The organism is Pseudomonas kurunegalensis, assembly GCF_030291635.1.
Classification (GTDB): Bacteria; Pseudomonadota; Gammaproteobacteria; order Pseudomonadales; family Pseudomonadaceae; genus Aquipseudomonas; species Aquipseudomonas monteilii.
In genome coordinates this window covers 2,238,065-2,256,923 of record NZ_CP127871.1, presented here as the reverse complement: position 1 = coordinate 2,256,923, position 18,859 = coordinate 2,238,065, and the positions used below count along the sequence as shown (strand labels likewise).

The 18,859-nt window shown below is 65.2% G+C and carries 14 protein-coding genes and 1 pseudogene; 8 read left to right on the top strand and 7 right to left on the bottom strand.

The window, feature by feature from the left end:
* Positions 1-17: 17 nt before the first annotated feature.
* Both ttdA and ttdB read left to right on the top strand, forming a co-directional pair.
* A complete protein-coding gene (gene ttdA / locus QQ992_RS10150) occupies positions 18-917 on the top strand; it encodes a L(+)-tartrate dehydratase subunit alpha (protein ID WP_105948311.1) in 900 nt (299 codons plus the stop codon).
* Complete coding sequence (gene ttdB / locus QQ992_RS10145) at positions 914-1,522, top strand: L(+)-tartrate dehydratase subunit beta (protein ID WP_003259286.1); 609 nt, start codon at positions 914-916, stop codon at positions 1,520-1,522. Before ttdA ends, ttdB begins: the two co-directional genes overlap by 4 nt.
* A 144-nt stretch (positions 1,523-1,666) precedes the next feature.
* Here ttdB and QQ992_RS10140 read toward each other — a convergent pair whose 3' ends face one another.
* Complete coding sequence (locus QQ992_RS10140) at positions 1,667-2,725, bottom strand: sigma-54 interaction domain-containing protein (protein WP_286113257.1); 1,059 nt, start codon at positions 2,723-2,725, stop codon at positions 1,667-1,669.
* 294 nt (positions 2,726-3,019) lie between these two features.
* Between QQ992_RS10140 and QQ992_RS10135 the strand changes: the two genes are divergently transcribed.
* From QQ992_RS10135 to QQ992_RS10110, 6 genes and pseudogenes are all read left to right on the top strand, one after another.
* Positions 3,020-4,093, top strand: coding sequence for an ABC transporter substrate-binding protein (locus tag QQ992_RS10135; protein ID WP_286113256.1), 1,074 nt, complete (start codon positions 3,020-3,022; stop codon positions 4,091-4,093).
* 11 nt (positions 4,094-4,104) lie between these two features.
* Positions 4,105-5,328: a lipase family protein gene (locus QQ992_RS10130; RefSeq protein WP_105948024.1), complete on the top strand. Its 1,224-nt coding sequence runs from the start codon at positions 4,105-4,107 to the stop codon at positions 5,326-5,328.
* 12 nt (positions 5,329-5,340) lie between these two features.
* The gene (locus tag QQ992_RS10125) at positions 5,341-6,540 is read left to right on the top strand and encodes an LLM class flavin-dependent oxidoreductase (RefSeq protein WP_286113255.1); all 1,200 of its coding nucleotides are present in this window, start codon (positions 5,341-5,343) and stop codon (positions 6,538-6,540) included.
* A gap of 4 nt (positions 6,541-6,544) precedes the next feature.
* Entirely contained in the window at positions 6,545-8,098 is a 1,554-nt protein-coding gene (locus QQ992_RS10120) for an ABC transporter substrate-binding protein (protein WP_286113254.1), read from the top strand.
* A gap of 227 nt (positions 8,099-8,325) precedes the next feature.
* Positions 8,326-10,902 (top strand): TonB-dependent receptor, encoded by a 2,577-nt coding sequence (locus tag QQ992_RS10115; RefSeq protein WP_286113253.1) that lies wholly within the window; start codon positions 8,326-8,328, stop codon positions 10,900-10,902.
* A gap of 28 nt (positions 10,903-10,930) precedes the next feature.
* Positions 10,931-11,323, top strand: a pseudogene (locus tag QQ992_RS10110) (LLM class flavin-dependent oxidoreductase); the annotation flags it as partial.
* A gap of 303 nt (positions 11,324-11,626) precedes the next feature.
* Here the strand turns inward: QQ992_RS10110 and QQ992_RS10105 are convergent.
* Genes QQ992_RS10105 through QQ992_RS10080 form a run of 6 tightly spaced genes read right to left on the bottom strand, consistent with a single transcriptional unit; the run spans position 11,627 to position 18,852 of the window.
* Positions 11,627-13,408, bottom strand: a complete 1,782-nt coding sequence (locus QQ992_RS10105; RefSeq protein WP_286113252.1) for a dipeptide ABC transporter ATP-binding protein — start codon at positions 13,406-13,408, stop codon at positions 11,627-11,629.
* A complete protein-coding gene (locus QQ992_RS10100) occupies positions 13,405-14,232 on the bottom strand; it encodes an ABC transporter permease (protein ID WP_286113251.1) in 828 nt (275 codons plus the stop codon). The genes QQ992_RS10105 and QQ992_RS10100 overlap by 4 nt, the downstream gene beginning before the upstream one ends.
* Entirely contained in the window at positions 14,225-15,301 is a 1,077-nt protein-coding gene (locus tag QQ992_RS10095) for an ABC transporter permease (protein WP_286113250.1), read from the bottom strand. Before QQ992_RS10095 ends, QQ992_RS10100 begins: the two co-directional genes overlap by 8 nt.
* Positions 15,294-16,868, bottom strand: a complete 1,575-nt coding sequence (locus QQ992_RS10090; protein ID WP_286113249.1) for an ABC transporter substrate-binding protein — start codon at positions 16,866-16,868, stop codon at positions 15,294-15,296. Before QQ992_RS10090 ends, QQ992_RS10095 begins: the two co-directional genes overlap by 8 nt.
* A gap of 10 nt (positions 16,869-16,878) precedes the next feature.
* Positions 16,879-18,066: an LLM class flavin-dependent oxidoreductase gene (locus QQ992_RS10085; protein WP_286113248.1), complete on the bottom strand. Its 1,188-nt coding sequence runs from the start codon at positions 18,064-18,066 to the stop codon at positions 16,879-16,881.
* Positions 18,067-18,120: 54 nt separating this feature from the next.
* Positions 18,121-18,852 (bottom strand): class II aldolase/adducin family protein, encoded by a 732-nt coding sequence (locus tag QQ992_RS10080; RefSeq protein WP_286113247.1) that lies wholly within the window; start codon positions 18,850-18,852, stop codon positions 18,121-18,123.
* Positions 18,853-18,859: the final 7 nt, after the last annotated feature.

Here is an 18,859-nt window from a genome sequence, read left to right as displayed (position 1 = left end):
GCAGTGAGGAAATAATCATGGACAAAGAAACCGCCGTGTCATCGCTTACCGACGTGATGGCCAAATTCACCGCCTATATCGGCAAACGCCTGCCCCGTGACGTGAAGGAAAAAACCGCCAAGTTGCGTGCAGCCGAAACCAACCCGCTGGCCATCGCCGTGTACGACTCGATGGCCGACAACCAGGAGTACGCCGACAAGCTCAACCGCCCCAGCTGCCAGGACACCGGGGTGATCCAGTACTTCGTCTCGGCCGGCGCACGCTTCCCGCTGCTGGGTGAGATGGAAGGCATCCTCGAAAACGCTACCAAGGAAGCCACCATTCAGGGGCCGTTGCGCCACAACGCGGTGGAAACCTTCATCGAAAAAAATACCGGCACCAACACCGGTTCGAAAATCCCGTGGCTGGACTGGGAGATCATTCCCGATGCCGATCACTGCATTGTCGATGTGTACATGGCCGGTGGCGGCTGCACCTTGCCAGGTTCGGCCAAGGTGCTGATGCCGGGGCAAGGCTATGAAGGGGTGACCGAATTCGTCTTCGATGTGATCACCTCGCGCGGGGTCAACGCCTGCCCGCCTTTGCTGGTGGGGGTTGGGGTTTCGACCTCGGTGGAAACAGCGGCGCGTTTGTCGAAGAAGGCGATTCTGCGTGAAGTGGACTCCAGCCACCCCAACGAAAGCGCGGCCATGATGGAAAAGCTGCTGGAAGAAGGCCTGAACGAAATCGGAATCGGCCCGCAGGGCCTGACCGGCAACAGCAGCGTGATGGGGGTGAACATCGAGTCTTCGGCCCGTCACCCCTCCACCATTGGCGTGGCGGTGTCCACCGGTTGCTGGGCCCACCGCCGCGGCAAGATCCGCATCAACGCCGACCTGACCTACGACATTCTCTCCCATGAAGGGGTAGTACTGTGAAAAAGATCCTCAGCACCCCGATCAGCGACGAAGACCTGGCCAACCTCAACGTGGGCGATGTCGTCTACCTCACCGGCCAACTGGTGACCTGCCGCGACGTGGCACACCGGCGCCTCATCGAGTTGGGTCGCGAACTTCCGGTAGACCTGCGTGGCGGCGCGATCTTCCACGCCGGCCCCATTGTCAGGAAGAAAGACGACGGCAGCTTCGAGATGGTTTCCATCGGGCCGACCACCAGCATGCGCATGGAAAAATTCGAGAAACAGTTCATCGAGCAGACCGGCGTCAAACTGATTGTCGGCAAGGGTGGCATGGGCCCCGAGACCACCACCGGCTGCCTGGAGAACAAGGCGGTGCATGCGGTGTTCCCGGGGGGCTGCGCGGTGCTGGCGGCCACGCAGGTGGAAGAGATCGAGCGGGCAGAATGGCAGGACCTGGGCATGCCGGAAACGTTGTGGGTGAACCGCGTGCGTGAGTTCGGGCCGCTGATCATCTCGATCGATACCAAGGGCAACAACCTGTTCGAGCAGAACAAGGCCCGCTTCAACGAACGCAAGGGGGCGGTGATCGAGAAGATCAACAGCCAGGTGCGGTTTATCAAGTAACCGGGCCCACTTGGGGGCCGCTGTGCGGCCCATCGCCGGCAAGCCAGCTCCCACACCGACCGCATGAGCCTCAAGGCCTGTGCAGTACCTGTGGGAGCCTGGCTTGCCGGCGATGGGCTGCAGAGCAGCCCCAATACAGGCAACTCACGCCTTCGACAATTCGCCTATCTTCTCCAGCCGCGCCCGCACGATATTGCGGCTGATGTTCAGCAACCGCCCCGTCTGCAACTGGTTACCGTGGCAATAGCGGTAAGCCGCCCGGAACACCGTCTCCTCGATATGCTCATACAGGTTTGGCACATTCTGCTCGAACAAGGCCAGCAACGCGCTCTCCAAGTCGGGCGGGGCCACGCCGACAGCAGGCAAATGAGCATGCGCAACGGCCACCGCTACCTGTGGCCTCATGTCGACCAGGTGCAAGTCCGCCGGTGCCACCACCTGATACCGGCACACCAGCAACGCGTGGTGAATGGCGTTCTCCAGCTCGCGGATGTTGCCCGGCCAGCTATGCGCCAGCAATTTACGCTCGGCATCCGGGCTTAGCGAGGCACGCTCGTAACCCAGGCGTCGGCAATGCTCCTCGATGAAAAACTCCGCCAAAGGCAGGATGTCCCCCGGCCGCTCGCGCAGCGGCGGCAGGCGGATCGTCGCCACGTGCAGTCGGTAGAACAAGTCTTCCCGAAAATGCCCCGCTACCACCGCATCGGCCAGGTTGACGTTGGTCGCCGCCACCAGCCGCACGTTGATGGGTATCGGCGTACGTGAGCCCAACCGCACCACTTCACGCTCCTGCAGCACCCGCAGCAACTTCACCTGCATGTTCAACGGCAGGTCGCCGATTTCGTCGAGGAACAGCGTGCCGCCATTGGCCGCCTCGAACCAGCCGGCCTTGTTGCTGGTGGCACCGGTAAACGCGCCTTTCTCGTGGCCGAACAGCTCGCTCTCCACCAGGGTTTCGGCAAAGGCGCCGCAGTTCACCGCTACGAACGGCTCACGCCCACGGCGGCTGAGGTGATGGATGTGGCGGGCGACCAGCTCCTTGCCGGTGCCGGTTTCGCCGATGATCAGGGTATTGGCCTCGCTGGGCGCCAGGCGCTCGATGCGGCTGAGCAGCTCTTGAGAGCGCGGGTCCTTGAACACGAGCACGGTGGCACGTACCGACTTGGTCAGCTCGCGGGCATTGGGGTGGGTGATCAGCGACATGGGGGCATTCCTGGCAGTTAGCGCGCAGGCCCATAGTGCATGAAACAAATTAGATCAAAAAATTATTAATTAATCTTTAGATATTCGAATCAGGAATATTTGATTTTCCAGCAGTCGACTGCTGCTGCAGCAGCAACCCGGCAGCACTCCCCTGCCCGCCGATCAGCAGGGCTAGCCTCCCACCGCTTTTCACCAACGGCCCCAAAGCCCCGTCATTCAAAGCCTCCAAGGTATTTTCAACGGGCTGGCATGCATTTCGCTCCAGGCCTGTCGAACCTTTGCCTGGAGCTGCACATGAACAATCCCTGGCGTCATGCCCTTACCCTGCTGCTTGGCCTGTTCATCAGCCTGGCTGCCTTGGCAGCCGAGCAACCGGCGGCGGTACGCATCGCCATCGTCGCCTTCACCCAGGGCGGCGCACCTGTGTTTGGTGGCATTCCCGGCCGAGTCATCGAAGAGGGCTGGCTGGAACAGCAACTGGCCGCTCGCGGCGTGAAACTGCAATGGACCGCCCTGCCCCATGCCGGCGCCGGGCCGCAGATCAACGAAGGCTTCAGCAACGACAGCCTGGACTTCGCCGTACGCGGCGACCTGCCCTCGGTGATCGCCGGGGCCGGCCAGGTGCCGGGCAAACTGGTAGTGCCCGGCGGCAGCGGCAACAACATCTACCTGGTGGTGCCGAGCGACTCCACGGTCCGCAGCATCCAGGACCTCAAGGGCAAACGCCTGGCCCTGCACCGTGGCCGGCCTTGGGAGTTCGCCTTCAGCAACTTCCTGCAAAGCCAAGGCCTGCAGCTGAGCGATTTCAAGATCGCCAACCTCAACCCGCAGGTCGGTGCCGCTGCGGTGTCCGCCGGCAAAGTGGACGCCGCCGTGCTGCTCAACGAAGCCTACGCCCTGGAAGACAAAGGCGTGGCGCGCATCCTCTGGTCGACCAAGCAAGGCGCCAACGACTGGCGGCTGGTGTCGGACCTGTGGGGCACTGACCGCTTTGTTCAAGAGCACGCCGACCTGACACAACTGGTGGCTACAGCCTGGGTCCGTGCGGCCTGGTGGATCTCCCAGGAGCAGAACCGCGACGCCTACTACGCGCTGTCATCGCGTGCGGGCGTCAGCGAAAGCGTATTGCGCCGTGACGACCAGGACGACCCGGTGGCGTGGAAAGCGCGCTGGGCACCGAAAAGCGATGCCCAGCTGAAGGCGCACTACGACGCCCTCGGCCAGTACGCCCTGGCCAATCGGCTGATCCGCACGCCTTACGACATTACCAGCGACCTGGCCACGGGCTTCACCCGCCAGGCCCTGATCGACCTGCAACTGACCCACTACTGGCCGTCATCAGACGCTCAACTTAGCCAACAACCTTGAGACCCTGACTCATGAAACTGCCTGCATCCCTTATCTTCGGCCTCAGTGCCCTGGCCTTGTCCATCGGCGCCATGGCCGCCGAAACCTACGCACCCAAGCCCGACCCGCAACAGGGCGATGGCCGTGTGTCAGCCTTCTACACCTGGACCAAGGCCATCCCCGCCACGCCCGGCAAACTGTTGCGCAGCGAACCGCTGGAACAGGCCTTGAGCCTGCCCAACGCGGCCAGCGCACAACGCATCCTCTACACCTCGCTGGACGGCATCGACGGCAAAACGCCGGTGGTGGTGTCCGGCGCGCTGTTCATCCCCAAAGGCAAGGCGCCAGCAGGTGGCTGGCCGGTCGCCAGCTGGGGCCATGGCACAGTCGGCGTGGCCGATATCTGCGCGCCGTCCTGGGCCGGGCGCAGCTACCGCGACGTGCAATACCTCAACCGCTGGCTCGAAGAGGGCTACGCCATCGTGGCCACCGACTACCAGGGCCTGGGCGTACCCGGTGGCCACCCACTGCTGAACAACCGCATGGCCGCCTACGGCATTCTCGATGCAGCCAAGGCCGTGGTGGCCGGCGTACCGGGGCTGGCCGACAAGGTGCTGATCATCGGCCAGTCCCAGGGCGGTGCCGGGGCGTTTGCCGCTGGCGCTTACGCGGCCACCTATGCGCCCAAACTGGGGGTCAAGGGCAGCATCGGCACTGGCGTGATTTATACCATCGGCGCGAAAAATGTCGGTGAGCAAGACCAGGACAAAGTCGATCCGGCCTTGGCCTACGGCTTCTACACCTTGCTCGCGGCCCAGCAGTACGACCCGAGCATCGACCCGCGCGACTTCTACACCGACAAAGCCCTGCCGTTGTTCGAACAGGCACGTACCAGCTGCCTGTCATCGCTGGTCAGCGACGTGGTCGGCACCGGCCTGACCCCGGCCAATGCCAAGAAAGACTACAAGGGCGACAAGCTCAAACCATGGCTGGCGCAGGTGTCGTACCCGACCCTGAAACTGGCCCAACCGATCTTCATCGGCACCGGTGCCGAAGACAAGACCCCCGCCGCCGCCACCCAGGTGGCGCTGATGCAGGACGCCTGCAAGGCCGGCTCCGTGGTGCAGGGCCACTTGTACAAGGGCCTGGGCCACAGCGAAACGGTGAATGCCTCGCTGAAGGACTCGATCCCCTTCGCCCGCCAGGTCATCAGCGGCCAGCCGGTCACCCCCAATTGCAGCCCAAGCGTCCAGTAAGGAGGCCACCCCATGAGCATCGAATTCTTCACCCGCCTGCCGTTGCACGGCGAAACCCAGTTCCTGCCCGGCGACCCGCGCAACCGTGGCGACTGGCATGCGGGCGGGGCTAGCACCGGCGCGGTGTCGGGGTTTGCCGTAGGTGATCACTTCACCTATATCGACTACCTCGGCCAGATCGCCCGCGCGGCGGAAATCAACGGCTTTGGCGGTGCGCTGATGGTCAACGCGCCGACCGGCGAAGAACCGTGGACGGTGTGCTCGCTGCTGGCCCGGGAAACGCGCACGCTGAAGTTCGTCACCGCGTTCCAGCCCTACCATTACACCCCGTGGGTGGCCGTGCAGCAGGCCGCGACCTACCAGCGCGCCACCGGCAACCGCCTGGTGTGGAACATCATCAACGGCGGCTCGGATGCCATCCAGCGTCAGGTCGGCGACTTCGAGGGCCATGACGAACGTTACGCTCGCGCCACCGAATTCATGGACGTGGTGCGCGGCTATTGGCACAACGAGCAGTTCCACTACGAAGGCACCTATTACCGTGCCGAAGGCGGCGGCCTTCGCGGCCCACTGAAAAAGGCCGAACTGCCGCTGATCTGCACGGCCGGCTCGTCGGTGGCAGCGCGGGAATTTGCTGCCAAGCACGCCGACTTCTACCTGATGCGCGCCGAACACCCGGACGAGATCGCTGCGCTGATCGCCGACATTCGTGCCCGCGCGTTGAAGTGGGGGCGCACCGATATCCGTTTTGGCCTGTCCATCGACGTGATCACCCGCGACACTGAAGCGGCCGCGCTGGCCGAAGCCAAACGCTTCTTCGACGAAGGCGTGGCCAAAGGCACGGTCAAGGCCCGCGCGGCTCACGCTGGCCTGCGCACGGCACGCAAGCTGAGCTACGAACATGGCTACAACGACAAGGACGAGCAACAGACCTTCGACGACTTCTTCATCCACCCCAATGTGTGGACCGGCTTCGGCTACATCGGTATCCCGCCGGGCTGCGCGCTGGTAGGCAGCTACGCCAACGTGGTAGCGCGAATCCACGAGTACCACGGCATCGGCATCGACCTGTTCTTCCTGGCCGGCTACCCGCACCTGGAAGAGGCCTACCGCATCGGCGAGCACATCCTGCCGCACTTCCGTGCACAGCGCGCAGCCCTTGCCCGCCCGGCAACCGAACCCGTGCAACTGCACGCCAGCAACGGAGCCTGACGCCATGGCCAGGGACGGTTACCCATTGAGCCGGCGCAGCTTCCTTGGCCACGCTGGCGTGCTGGCCGGCGGTTTGCTGGCCGGCTGCGGCCCCGCCGACAGCCCAAGCCATGCCGTGGCCGACCAGCCGCGCCATGGCGGGCGGCTGCGTTTAGGCATCATCGACGGCAACCAGAGCGGCAACCTCGACGCCCACAAGCCCATCGGCAGCGGCATCGTGCGCGGCTTTGCGCTGTACAGCAAGCTGTGGGAATGGGACGAGCAGATGCAACCGCGCCTGGCCCTGGCCGAGTTCGCCGAGCCCAACGCCGATGCCAGCAGCTGGACCCTGCGCCTCAAACCCGGGCTGGAGTTCCACCATGGCAAGACCATCGACGCCGAGGACCTGATCTTTTCCGTCCGCCGCCTCACCGACCCGCAGTTGGCCTCGCCCTATGCGGCGTTGCTGCACTGGGTGGACCGCGACAACCTGGTCAGGCTGGACGACCGTACCGTGCGCCTGGGCTTTCGCGAAGGGCGCAGCTACCTGCCGCTGCCGGAGACCTGGGTCAACTTCGGCGGCATCGTGCCGGTGGACTACCATCCGGTCACCAACCCGGTCGGCGCCGGGCCTTACAAACTGAAAAGCTTCACCCCGGGCCAACGCTCGCTGTTCACCCGCTTCGACAACTTCTACAAACCCGGCAAACCCTATGCCGATGAACTGGAGATCATCGACTTCAAGGACCAGACCGGTCGCCTGGCGGCACTGCGCGCCGGGCAGATCGACATGGCCAACGTGATGTCCACCGAGCACCTGCAGGTGCTGCAGGCCGACCCACGGCTGCGGCTGGTGAAGTCGGTGAGCGGCAACTGGCTGTCGTTCGACATGAACACCGCCAAGGCGCCGTTCGATGACCCGCGCGTGCGCGAGGCGTTCCGCCTGCTGGCCGACCGTGACGAGCTGGTGCGGCGTGCGCTGAATGGCCAAGGCCGGGTGGCCAATGACCTGTATGCACCGTTCGATCCCACCTTCGACCACAGCATTGGCCCACGCCCCTATGATCCGCAGCGCGCAGCGCAGTTGCTGCGTGAAGCCGGCCATGAGCAGTTGCAGGTGGAGCTGGTGACCACAGCCGGGCCGGGGCTGGCTTCGGCACTGGTGCTGGCCGAGCAGGCCCGGCGCATCGGCGTGACGATCAACGTGCGCCAGGTCGACCTGGCCACCTTCCAGGGTCCGCAACGGGATGACTGGACCCTGAGCACCGGTGGCAGCATCGGCGCACCGTTCCTGGCCAGCGCGATTCATACCGACGCGCCGTTTGCCGTGGCCAACAAGACCCACTTCAACGACCCCGAATTCAGCCAGGCCTTTCTCGCCGCCATGGCCCAACCGGACCTGGAAAAGCGCAAGGCGCTGGTGCACCGGGCCCAGCGTATCCAGTACGAGCGCGGCGGCATGCTGATCTGGGGTTTTGCCGACTTGCTCGACAGCGTCAGCACCCGCGTGGGTGGCGCGCAGGCGGAGCAGTCGCTGTTCAGTACCTGGCGATTCGAGAGCCTGTGGCTGAAAGCCTGACCGCGCTATTACGCGGTCTGTTTTTGTAGGAGCGGCCTTGTGTCGCGATAGGGCCGCAAAGCGGCCCCAGGATATCAGCGTCGGCCAATAAATTGCTGGGGCCGCCCTGCGGCCCTATCGCGACACAAGGCCGCTCCTACAGGGACCGCGTTAACTCCAACACCAACCGCAGGCGCGGCTGCGCCCTCGTTTTTCCCCTATTCCTACTGTCGAACGAGGCCCAGCCAATGCCCCGCGTTACCTTGCTGCACCCGAAATTCCAGCCCAGCGCCCTGGCGCTGGCCATCCTGGCCACCAGCTCGTCATTGGCCCACGCCGAAGATACCCAGCTGCAAACCGTCACCGTGCAGGCCGAGCAGACCGACGACGACGCCCTGCCCACCCGCCCGCCCGCCTCGATCTACGGCGGACTGGAAGCCAAGGTGCTCGACACCCCACGCTCGGTCACCCAGATCAACGCCGAACAGCTGGCCAACGACCCCATCCGCAGTTCCGACGACCTGGTCAAATACGCCCCCGGCATCACCCGAGGCGGTGGCCAGAACGCCGGGATCGCCCCGCAAATGCGCGGGCAGAACACCGAGGTGTTCCAGGACGGCCAGCGCGCCTACGGGGTTCGCCACCCCGCCAACTTCAACGCCTACGAAGGCGCCGATATCGTCGCCGGGCCGTCGTCGGTGACCTATGGATCGGTCAGCGGCAGTGGCGGCTACGTCAACTACCTGAGCAAGAAGCCCGACTTCAACCGATTCCGCACCAAGCTCAGCGGCGAGATCGGCAGCTGGATCCCCGATGGCGAATCACGCGATGCCACCAAGTTCAGCATCGACAACACCGGCCCGCTCACGGACAACCTGGCCTACCGGGTCAGCATCACCCGTCAGCGCCAGGAGGACTTCTACGACAACGTCGAGAACAACTTCGACGCCTTCTACGGCGCGTTGGCCTGGCGCAACGACAATGTGCGGGTGGACTGGAATGCCGCCTACGACGACTACTACGACTACAACATCACCCACGGCTGGAACCGCGCCACCCAGGACCTGGTCGACCACGGCAAGTACTACGCCGGCCGCGCCACGCCGATCATCCAGAACGGCAACACCCTGTGGTCGCCGGTGCTGTCCTCGGGCGCAGCCGACGCCCAGGTGCTCGGCTGGGTGCAACGCCAGCGCAATGCCCAGGGCCAGTACGCAGTGGTGGACGGCAGCTTTCAGGGCGCCTCGCCCAATACCCAGGCCAACCCCGGCAGCCTGCGCGGCTGGGTCTACGACCCGTCGTTGGCAGGCAATGGCCTGACCTCGTTGTCGTCACAAACCGGCCAGCGTGCACAGGATGAAAACCGCTCACGGCGCTTCACCACGCAACTGCGCGTCGAGGGCGACCTGACCCCGTCGATCACCCTGGCCAACAGCACCTTTTACCAGCACTCCACCGACACAACCGACGCCGTGGGTGCGTTTCAGGTGCAAGGCAAGGACGATATCTTCGACAACCGCTTCGAGTTCCGCGCCCGTGGTCAGTGGCAGCTGGGCGACCTGACGCTGGTCGATGACAGCAACAGCGGACTGATCTATCGCCGCGAGCGCAACGAGTCGATCGCCGCCAACAACAGCTTTGGCAGCACCATCAACGCCTATGACCTGACCCTCGATCCCACCTTGAAAAACCCCGGTGACCTGCTCGGGCTCACCGGCCGCAACCCCGCAGGCGGCAACGCTGCGTGGATCGGCCAACCCGGCGTGCCGCAGTTCTCCAGCTACTACGGCTGGCTCAACCTGCCGGCCATGTATCCGGCCGGGCATGGCCTGTATGCCGAGTCGGTGGCGCCGTACACCGCCGACAGCACCTGGACCACCAAGACCCTGTTCAGCCAGCACAACCTGCGCCTGGGCGAGCGCGTGGGCCTGAACGTGGGCGCCAGCCGCAGCTGGATCGATGCCCGTATCGAAAACCCTTTCGTGCTGCCCGGCGGCAACCCACGCAAGGACTCGGACAACTACCGGCTGTTCTCGGTGCAGGTCAGCCCCTATGTCAAACCCACGGAAAACAGCACGCTGTACTACACCTTCGACCGCTCGCTGGCGGTGAACACCGGCTTCTTCACCAACGGCCTGGGCTGGGGCAGCGGCACGGGGGCCAACCAGCTCAACCCGCTGGCCTTCGAGAGCCTGAGCGTGTTGCATGAGGTCGGCTTGAAAGTGGAGGCCGTGCCCGACCAGCTGTTCCTCACCCTCGCTGCCTACAAGCAGGCCCGCGACCAGTCGCCGGACAGCAACAACAACATCGCCCGGTTGATCGTCAAAGGCTGGGAGGCAACGCTGCGCTACCAGGACCAGAACCTGCGCAGTGGCCTTAACCTCAGCCGCATCAGCGCCTACAACGAGTTCACCAGCCAGGCCGGGTTCGCCTCGGCCGGGTTCATCCCCGACAACGGCACGGTATTCGGCGACAACAACAGCCTCAACCAGCGGCCATCCGGCAAGTTCGATGCGGTGCAGATCCCCGAATACAACGCTGGCGGCTATGTCGACTACCGCTTCGATTCAGGGTTTGGCGTGGAGCTGTCGGGGTGGTGGACCAGCAGTTGGTACCTGAACCTGAGCAATACGGTGAAAGTGCCGGACGAATACAACCTTGACCTGGCCGTGTACTACCGCCAGCCGCAATGGGGCGTGACGGTGCGCATGCTCAACGTCACCGACGAGCTGAATTTCGTCAGTGGCCTGGCCGGCTCTACCAACACCTTCCTGCAACCGATGCCGGGCCGCACGTTACTGGCCCAGGTCGACTACCAGTTCTGATCCCCCCTCAACCTGAAAGGCCCAAGCCATGTCCATTGAATTCGTCGGTATGATCTTCCCCCGCCAGTGGTCCGAGACCCGTGGCGTCCGTACACCGGACTTCGACCTGCCGTTCATCCGCCACCACGCCCGCGCCCATGAGCATGCCGGGTTCGACCGGGTGCTGATCGCCAGCGGCCCCGGCAGCGCCGACAGCCTGCAGATTGCCGCCTATGCTGCCGCGCACACCGAGCGCCTGGGTTTCATGATCGCCCACCGCCCGGCCCTGACCGCGCCGACGGTGGCCGCACGGGCGTTCGCCACCCTCGACCACACCACCGGCGGCGGGCGCATCCGCCTGCATGCGATCACCGGTATCACCGCCGAGCCGCAAGAGGGCGACACCCTGCTGGACAAGACCGAGCGCTACCGGCGTGCCGACGGATTGCATTTGGGTTGCCAGGTGGATGCCTTGAGTTGTTCAGCGCCTGTGAGATCGCGCGCCGCCCGCGCGGCGCATCGCGAGCAAGCTCGCTCCTACATTTGTTTCGGGCCAGTATCGCCTGTTCCAAAGCGCGCGACCGCCTGGTTTGTACGACTCGATATCGAGCCATGCACCCAGGCGCTCGCGCACAAATCCCACAGGAATAACTGGCTCGAAACAAATGTAGGAGCGAGCTTGCTCGCGATGCGCCGCGCGGGCGGCGCTCGATCTCACAGGCGCTGCATACCCCAAGGCATCCACCTAGAGGCCAACACGCAACCTCGGCGAATGCTCCACCAGCGTCCGGGTATACGCATCAACCGGTCGCCCGAGAACCTGCTCGGCAGGCCCCTGCTCCACCACCCGCCCCTGGCGCAACACCAGCACGCGATCGGCTATCGCCCGCACCACGCCCAGGTCGTGGGTCACGAACAGCAACGTCAGCCCCTCGCCCTGCAAGCGCCGCAGCAAGGCCAGAATCGAGGCCTGCACCGACACATCCAGCGCCGAGGTGATCTCGTCACACACCAGCAACTTCGGTTCACAGATCAACGCCCGGGCAATCGCCACGCGCTGACGCTCGCCGCCGGAAAGCCCCTGCGGGTAAAGGTCCGCCACACGCGCCGGCAATGACACCCGCGCCAACACCGCCTCGACCCGCTGCCGGGCCTCGGCACCGCGCACGCCAAAAAAGTGCGCCAGGGGTGCACTCAAGGTTTGCCCAACTGTCTGGCGCGGATTCAATGCCCGATAGGGGTTCTGGAACACGTACTGGATCTGGTGCCGCAACCGCGCATTACGCTGCCGGGCAGCAAAAGCCAAGGGTTGACCTGCATAGCGCAGCTGCCCCTGCACGTTCTCGCCCAGCCCGGCTATGGCCCGGGCCAGGCTGGTCTTGCCCGAGCCGGACTCACCGACCAATGCCAGGCATTCACCCTGGCGCACCTGCAGCGACACATCGAACAGCACCTGGCGGTCATAGGCGACATCCAGGCCCTGCACCTCCAGCAGTACGTCACCGGGGGCTGACAGCGTTTCGACCGGCACGTCGTCCAAGGCTACGGTCTCCTGCTGCGGCACCACACACGCCACCTGATGCCCATCTGCATGCGCCAGCAACGATGGCTCGATGACCGAGCACTGCGCCCGACGCTGGGCACAGCGCGGCGCAAAGGCACAGCCATCCGGGCGCTGCCCCGGTGCCGGCGCATGCCCGGCAATCGCCTGCAATGGCTGGCGCCGGGCAATGTCGGGAATGGCCGCAAGCAAGGCACGGGTGTAAGGGTGCGCGGGGATGCGGAACAGCGCCTCACGCCCGGCCACTTCCACCAGCCGGCCGGCGTACATCACCATCACCCGGTCGACCAGGTCACGCACCACTGCCAGGTCATGGGTCACGTACAGTGCCGCCACGCCCTGGCCACGGCACAGACGCTTGAGGGTTTGCAGCACATGGGCCTGGGTGGTCACGTCCAGCGCGGTGGTGGGTTCATCAAGCACGATCAGCTTTGGTTTCAAGACGAACGCGAGGGCCAGCATGACCCGCTGTTGCTGCCCGCCAGACAGTTGATGCGGGAAACGCCGCAGGAAGGCGTCCTCATCGGGCAAGCCCACATCCCGCAATGTTTCACCGACACGCAGGCGCACGGCGTCACGCGACAGTGCAGGCTGATGCGCCAGCAGGGTCTCACCCAGCAAGGCACCGATGCGCAGCGCGGGGTTAAGCGCCGTGGCCGGGTCCTGGGCCACGTAACCGACCAGCCCGCCACGGGCCAGGCGCAGCGCCTCGCCTTCCAGTTCGAGCAGCGATTGCCCGGCCACCTGCACTTGCCCAGCCACAATGCGTGCCCCCTGCCGGGCATGGCGCAGCAAGGCGGTGGCCAACGTGGTCTTGCCCGAGCCGGACTCGCCCACCAGGCCAACGATTTCCCCAGCCACCAGGCTGAAAGAAACCTCGGCCAGCACATCGACCTCCCCGGCCAGCTCTACCCGCAGGTCACTGACCCGCAACACTTCACTCGCAACATTCAACGGCGCGTTCATGGCTGCTTCTCCCCTATCCGTGCACTGGCCCGGCCAATGCCTTCGGCCAGGATGTTGGTGCCGTAGGCAAACACCCCGATGAGCAAGGCAGGTGCCAGTACGGCCCAGGGCTGTACCAGCAGGCCTGCCTGGTTTTCGTTGATCATCAGGCCCCAGTCCGCAGCAGGCGGTGCCACCCCGTAGCCCAGGAAACTCAGGCCCGACAGCATGCCCACCGCCCAGGTGAGCATGTTGCCGAAGTGCACCAACAGCGGCGTGAGGATGTTCGGCAGGATTTCCTGAAAGAGGATGCGCCAACGCGGATAACCCATCATCTGCGCTGCCTCGACGAACTCCTGCCCCGCCACCGCCACCGCGCTGCCACGGGCCAGGCGGATGACGCCGGGCGTGAAGGCGATGGCCACAGTCAGCACGATCAGCCACGGCGCCCGGCCGAGCATGGACACGATCAGCAGCACCAGGATCAGGTCCGGAAACGCCAGCGACACATCGGCCGCCCAGCTGATGGCCTGGTCCAGGCGCCTGCGCGAGAACCCGGCCAACAGGCCCAGGCTACCGCCGACCAGTAACGCGAGGGTGGCCGCCGCCACCGACATCCACAACACCGACAGGCCGCCACTGAGCAATCGCGACAACAGGTCATGGCCCAGAAAATCATGCCCCAGCGGTGCCCCGGCAGCCGGCGGGCCATACACCGGCCCAACCATTGCCGTGGGCGCATGCGGCGCCAGCCAAGGGCCGAGTGCTGCCAGCAGCGCTACCAGCAACGTGATCACTGCGCCGCGCCGTACCTGCGGGTCGGCCAGCCAACGCGATTCAGTCATGGGTCGCCTCCTGGGCCGGGGTGCTGCGCGCGCGGCGCCACCACGGGCGGATACCACGCCGAACACGGCGGATCATCCGCACCCGGCGTGCCGTGCGCAGCTTGGGGGTGAGCAATACCGTCAGCAGGTCGGCCAGCAGGTTGATCAGCACCACCGCCAGGGTGATGACCAGCACCACGCCCTGGATCATCGGCAGGTCGCGCATCTGGATCGCCGCGTTCAGCGCGGTGCCAATGCCCGGGAAACTGAAAATGACCTCGGCCAGCAGCGCACCACCGACCAGCGTGCGCAGGGTCAGCGCCACGCCTTGAATGGCCGGGGTCAAGGCATTGGGTAACGTATGCCGCCAGACGATGCGCCGCTCGGGGATACCGCGCAGGCGCGCGGCAATCACATACTCGGACTCCAGCGCCTCGATCATCGAGGCGCGCACCATGCGCGTGAGGTACGGCAGTGCCGTCAGGCTCAGGGCCAGCACCGGCAGCACCAGCGACGGCCACTGCCGCCACAACGGCAGCTGCGGGTCGAGGATCGATACCGCCGGCAACCAGCCCATGCCGGGCATGGAGAACAGCAGCACCAGGCCGATGGCCAACAGAAAGCCCGGTGTGGCCTTGAGCAGGATCAACGCCGACAGGCTCCAGCGGTCCAGCCGGCTGTCGCGGCGCAGGGCCAGGCTTACGCCCAGCAGCAAGGCCAGCGGCACCACCAGCGCCAGCACCCCTGCCAGCAAGGCCAGAGTGTGGCCAAAACGGCCGAACAGCAACTGCGCCACCGGCACCTGGGAGTCCAGCGAAATACCCAAGTCCCCGCGCAGTGCCGCGCCCAGCCAGCGCAGGTACTGCACCAGGATCGGCTGGTCGAGGCCCAGCTGGCGTTGCAGGGTGAGGATGCTTTCCAGCGGCGCATCCGGGCCAAGGATCACCCGCGCAGGGTCCGAAGGCAGGGCCTGGGTGGCAATGAACACCACCAGGCTGATCACCCAGGCCGTCAGCAGCCCGTAACCGAGGCGGCCGATGAACCAGGCCAGCCAGGCCGGTGTGCGGGGCGTGTGTCGAGTATCAGGCATTGGGGTTCAACCAGAGTTCGTCGAAGCGCCACGAGGCGAAAGTGGTCTGTTCCGGGGTGAGGCCGCCAACCTTGGCCGACGCGGCATCGAGCACGTCGGAGAAGCCCCAGATCAGCAGCCCGCCACGTTCGTGCTGGATGGCCTGGGCTTCATGCACCAAGGCCTTGCGCTGCGTCAGGTCGGGCTGGGCCAGGGCCTGTTGGTACAGTTCGGTAAAGCGCGGGTCGTGGAAGTTGCTGCGGTTATAGATGGCCTGCGGCGCATCGTTGTGCAGCGCCGAGGCAAGAAAGCCGCGCGCCGGCGTCGAGCTCGGCGACAGTTGCCATTGCTCACGTTGCGGGCCGTTGAAGACGGACCCGTCCACCTGATTGACCTTCACCTGCACCCCGGCCTTCAACGCCTGCTGGGCAAACACCAGCGCGGCATTGACGCCGGGGCCTGGCGTGGTGGTCAGTTCGACGCGCAAGTCCTGCTGCCCGGCCTGGCGCAGCAGGGAACGGGCCTGGTCGAGGTCGTACGGGCGCTGGGCAATACCGTGGTTGTAGGTGGGGTCGTGGGGCGAATACAGGTCGTTGGCCACCCGGCCAAAGCCATTGAGCCCACGCGCCACCAGTTCCTGGCGGTCGGCCAGCAGGCGGAACGCCTGGCGCACACGCACATCCTGGAACGGTGCCTTGGCCAGGTTCAGGTTGAAGCCGGTAAACGAGGTGGTCGGCGAGGCATACAGGCGCAGCCGCGGGTCGGCCTTGAGCAACGCACTGTGCTCGGCCTGCACACCACTGGCCACGTCGATCTGCCCGGCGCGCAGGGCGGCGGCCCGCGATACCTGGTCTTTGAATTCGATGATTTCCAGCTCGTCCGCATAGGGGCGATTGGGCTTGTAGTAGTTCTCAAAACGGGTGTAGAGCGAGCGCTGGCCGGGGATGAAACTTTTCAGCCGATACGGCCCCGCGCCCACCGGGTTGGTCACCGGGTGATAGTCGGTGGGCACGATGCCGCCGAAGCTGATCAGCGTTTCATCGAGTGGGTAAAAGCTTTGGCCCTGCTTGAAGCGGATCTCCACGGTGCGCTCATCCAGCTTGCGCAGCGCCTGGCGATCGATGGCACCGACCAGCCCGGCGAATGGCGAGGCCAGTTGCGGGTCGGTCAGCCGCAGAATCGAGAACAGCATGTCGTCGGCGGTGATGCTTTTGCCATGGTGGAATTCCAGCCCCGGCTTGAGGCGGATGGTCCAGGCGCTGGCATCGGCATTCGGCTCGGCGAACTCGGCCAGTGCCAGGCGCGTGCTGACATCGGCATTCCACTCCCAGAACTTGGCGTACAGCGCCCAGCCGCGAATGATGCCGCCGCCCACTGGCTTGTGCGCATCGAGGTTGCCGGCCTGGTCGCCGTCGATAATACCCACGCGCAATCTTCCACCGCGCACCGGCGTGCCCGGCAACGCCGCACTGGCGGCTGACGGCACGCCACTGTCGCAACCACTGAGCAGCCCGCCGCCGAGCAGCAGGCTGCCACCGACGGCCAGGCTGTTGCCGAGAAACACCCGGCGCGAAAACAGCTCGCTCATCACCCTCTCCTTATGCCGGTTGCGCCACGACCGGCTTGCTCGCCGCGCCCAGGCGCGGTACGTCGAAGCCGTGGTCCAGGTCCAGCAACGGGAACAGCAGGTCGGCCACCCGGTGCGCCTCGTCGATCAGCGGGAAGCCCGACAGGATGAACGCCGATGTGCCCTGGGCTTCGTACTCGCGGATGCGCTCGGCGACCTGCGCGGCGCTGCCGACCAGGTAAGTGCCGGCAGCCGGGCCGAGAATGTTGAAGCCGAACAGGCTGGGGCCCAGCCAGACGTTGGGGTAGATCTCCAGCTCGCGGGCCGTGGGCAGGCGCCCGGCGCGGATGCTGTCGAGGTTGCGCTGAATGCGCGGGTCGTCGCTGACATAGCTGTCGAAGGTCTGGCCGGGAGGCAGCTGGCGTTCGATGGCCGCGCGCGCGGTGGCCAGCGAGGTGCGCTGCAACAGGCGTTCGGCGTGGGCCCAGGCTTCTTCCTCGGTCTCGCGCACGATCACCTGCAGGCGGGTGCCGTAGGTCAGCTCGCGGCCGATCTTCGCCGCCTCGGCGCCTACCCGGCGGAACTTGTCGCCCAGCTTTTGCGGGGTGTCGGCGAAGCTCAGGTACACGTCCAGCAACTGCACCGAATGGGCTACGCCCGGTGCCGAGGTGCCTGCGCCCCACAGCGGTATGCCGGGCTTTTGCTTCGGTGGGTGCCAACCGCCCAGCGGGTGATGGGCAGCCGCTGGCGAACGGGGTGACAGCTTGACGTAGCGGCCATCGTAACCGGCAGTTTCACCTGCGTAGAAACCCTGGAAGGCGCGCCAGTATTCCAGGCTGAAGTCGTAGCGTTCATCGTGCGGGTAATGCACGCCCAGGGTGGCTAACCCGGCGTCGTTGCCGTTGACCACATTGAACAGCAGGCGGCCGTTGGAGAACTGGTCGAAGGTGAGCGCCCACTTGGCCAGCACGGCTGGCGACAGCTCGCCGGGATGCTGGGCGACCAGGAAGCGCAGGCGCTTGGTGGCGTCGATCAACGCTGCCGACACGGCCAGGCTCTCATTGGGGCTGGAGCCGAGCAGCGAGCCGTAGAAACCCAGGCGATCAGCAGCGATGGCCAGTTGCTTGAGGTGTTCGAAATCGGTGTGCCAGCGGCCTTCGGGCTCCCAGGGAGAGGGGCCGTCGGGGGTGGTGAGGTACCAGAGGATTTTTACTGCCATGGGGTGGGGTCCTTATCTTTGGGTGGAGTGCAGGGGCGCACAGCGCCCCAAAGATCAGCCGCGCCGGTCGATGCCTGGTACCAGGCCCAACTCGGTAGCGCGCTCATACAACCCGCTCATCTTCCACTGCTGGGTCAGCACCCCCGGCCCGTAAGGCCGCGATCCACCCAGCGCATCCGCCAACAGCTGGATCTGCGCCCCCTCCTCCAGCAACAGGATGAACTCCGCCGTGGCCCGCAGCCCCTGCTTGCCCCACACCGTGGAGCCGCCATTGGCTTCCAGGATTGCCAGGTTGAACGGGTTTTCAGCAATTTTGTCGAGGATGAAATCCACCTCAGGCTGACGTCGGTCGATGTACACCGGCAGCTCGCGGGCCAACTGATAGCGCTGCACCGGCACGTAGTGGAATGGCAAAGTGCGGTGGGTCTGCGCCCAGGCGCCCAGATATGGGCTATGCACGTGCGACACGGTGGTGACGTCGGCATGGGTCTGGAACAGCTTGGTGTAGCGGCCCAGGCCGCCTTTGCCCTTGCCGACGATGACGTTGCCGGCAAAATCAGTGACGGTCGCCTGCAACGGCTTGCGGTGGTTCCATGGCCCGCCGTAGTTCACGGATACCAGCAGCTCTTCACCGGGCACACGCTCGATGAAGCCGACGGTGCCATTGGCGGTGATGGTGTTGGTTTCGCGGAATACGCTGAAGGCCGCTTCGGCTTCGGCCACCACCTGGTCGATGAAGGTTTGCAGTTCGGCAGTCACGGGGCGTTCGTTGATCAGTACGGTCATGTTCAAT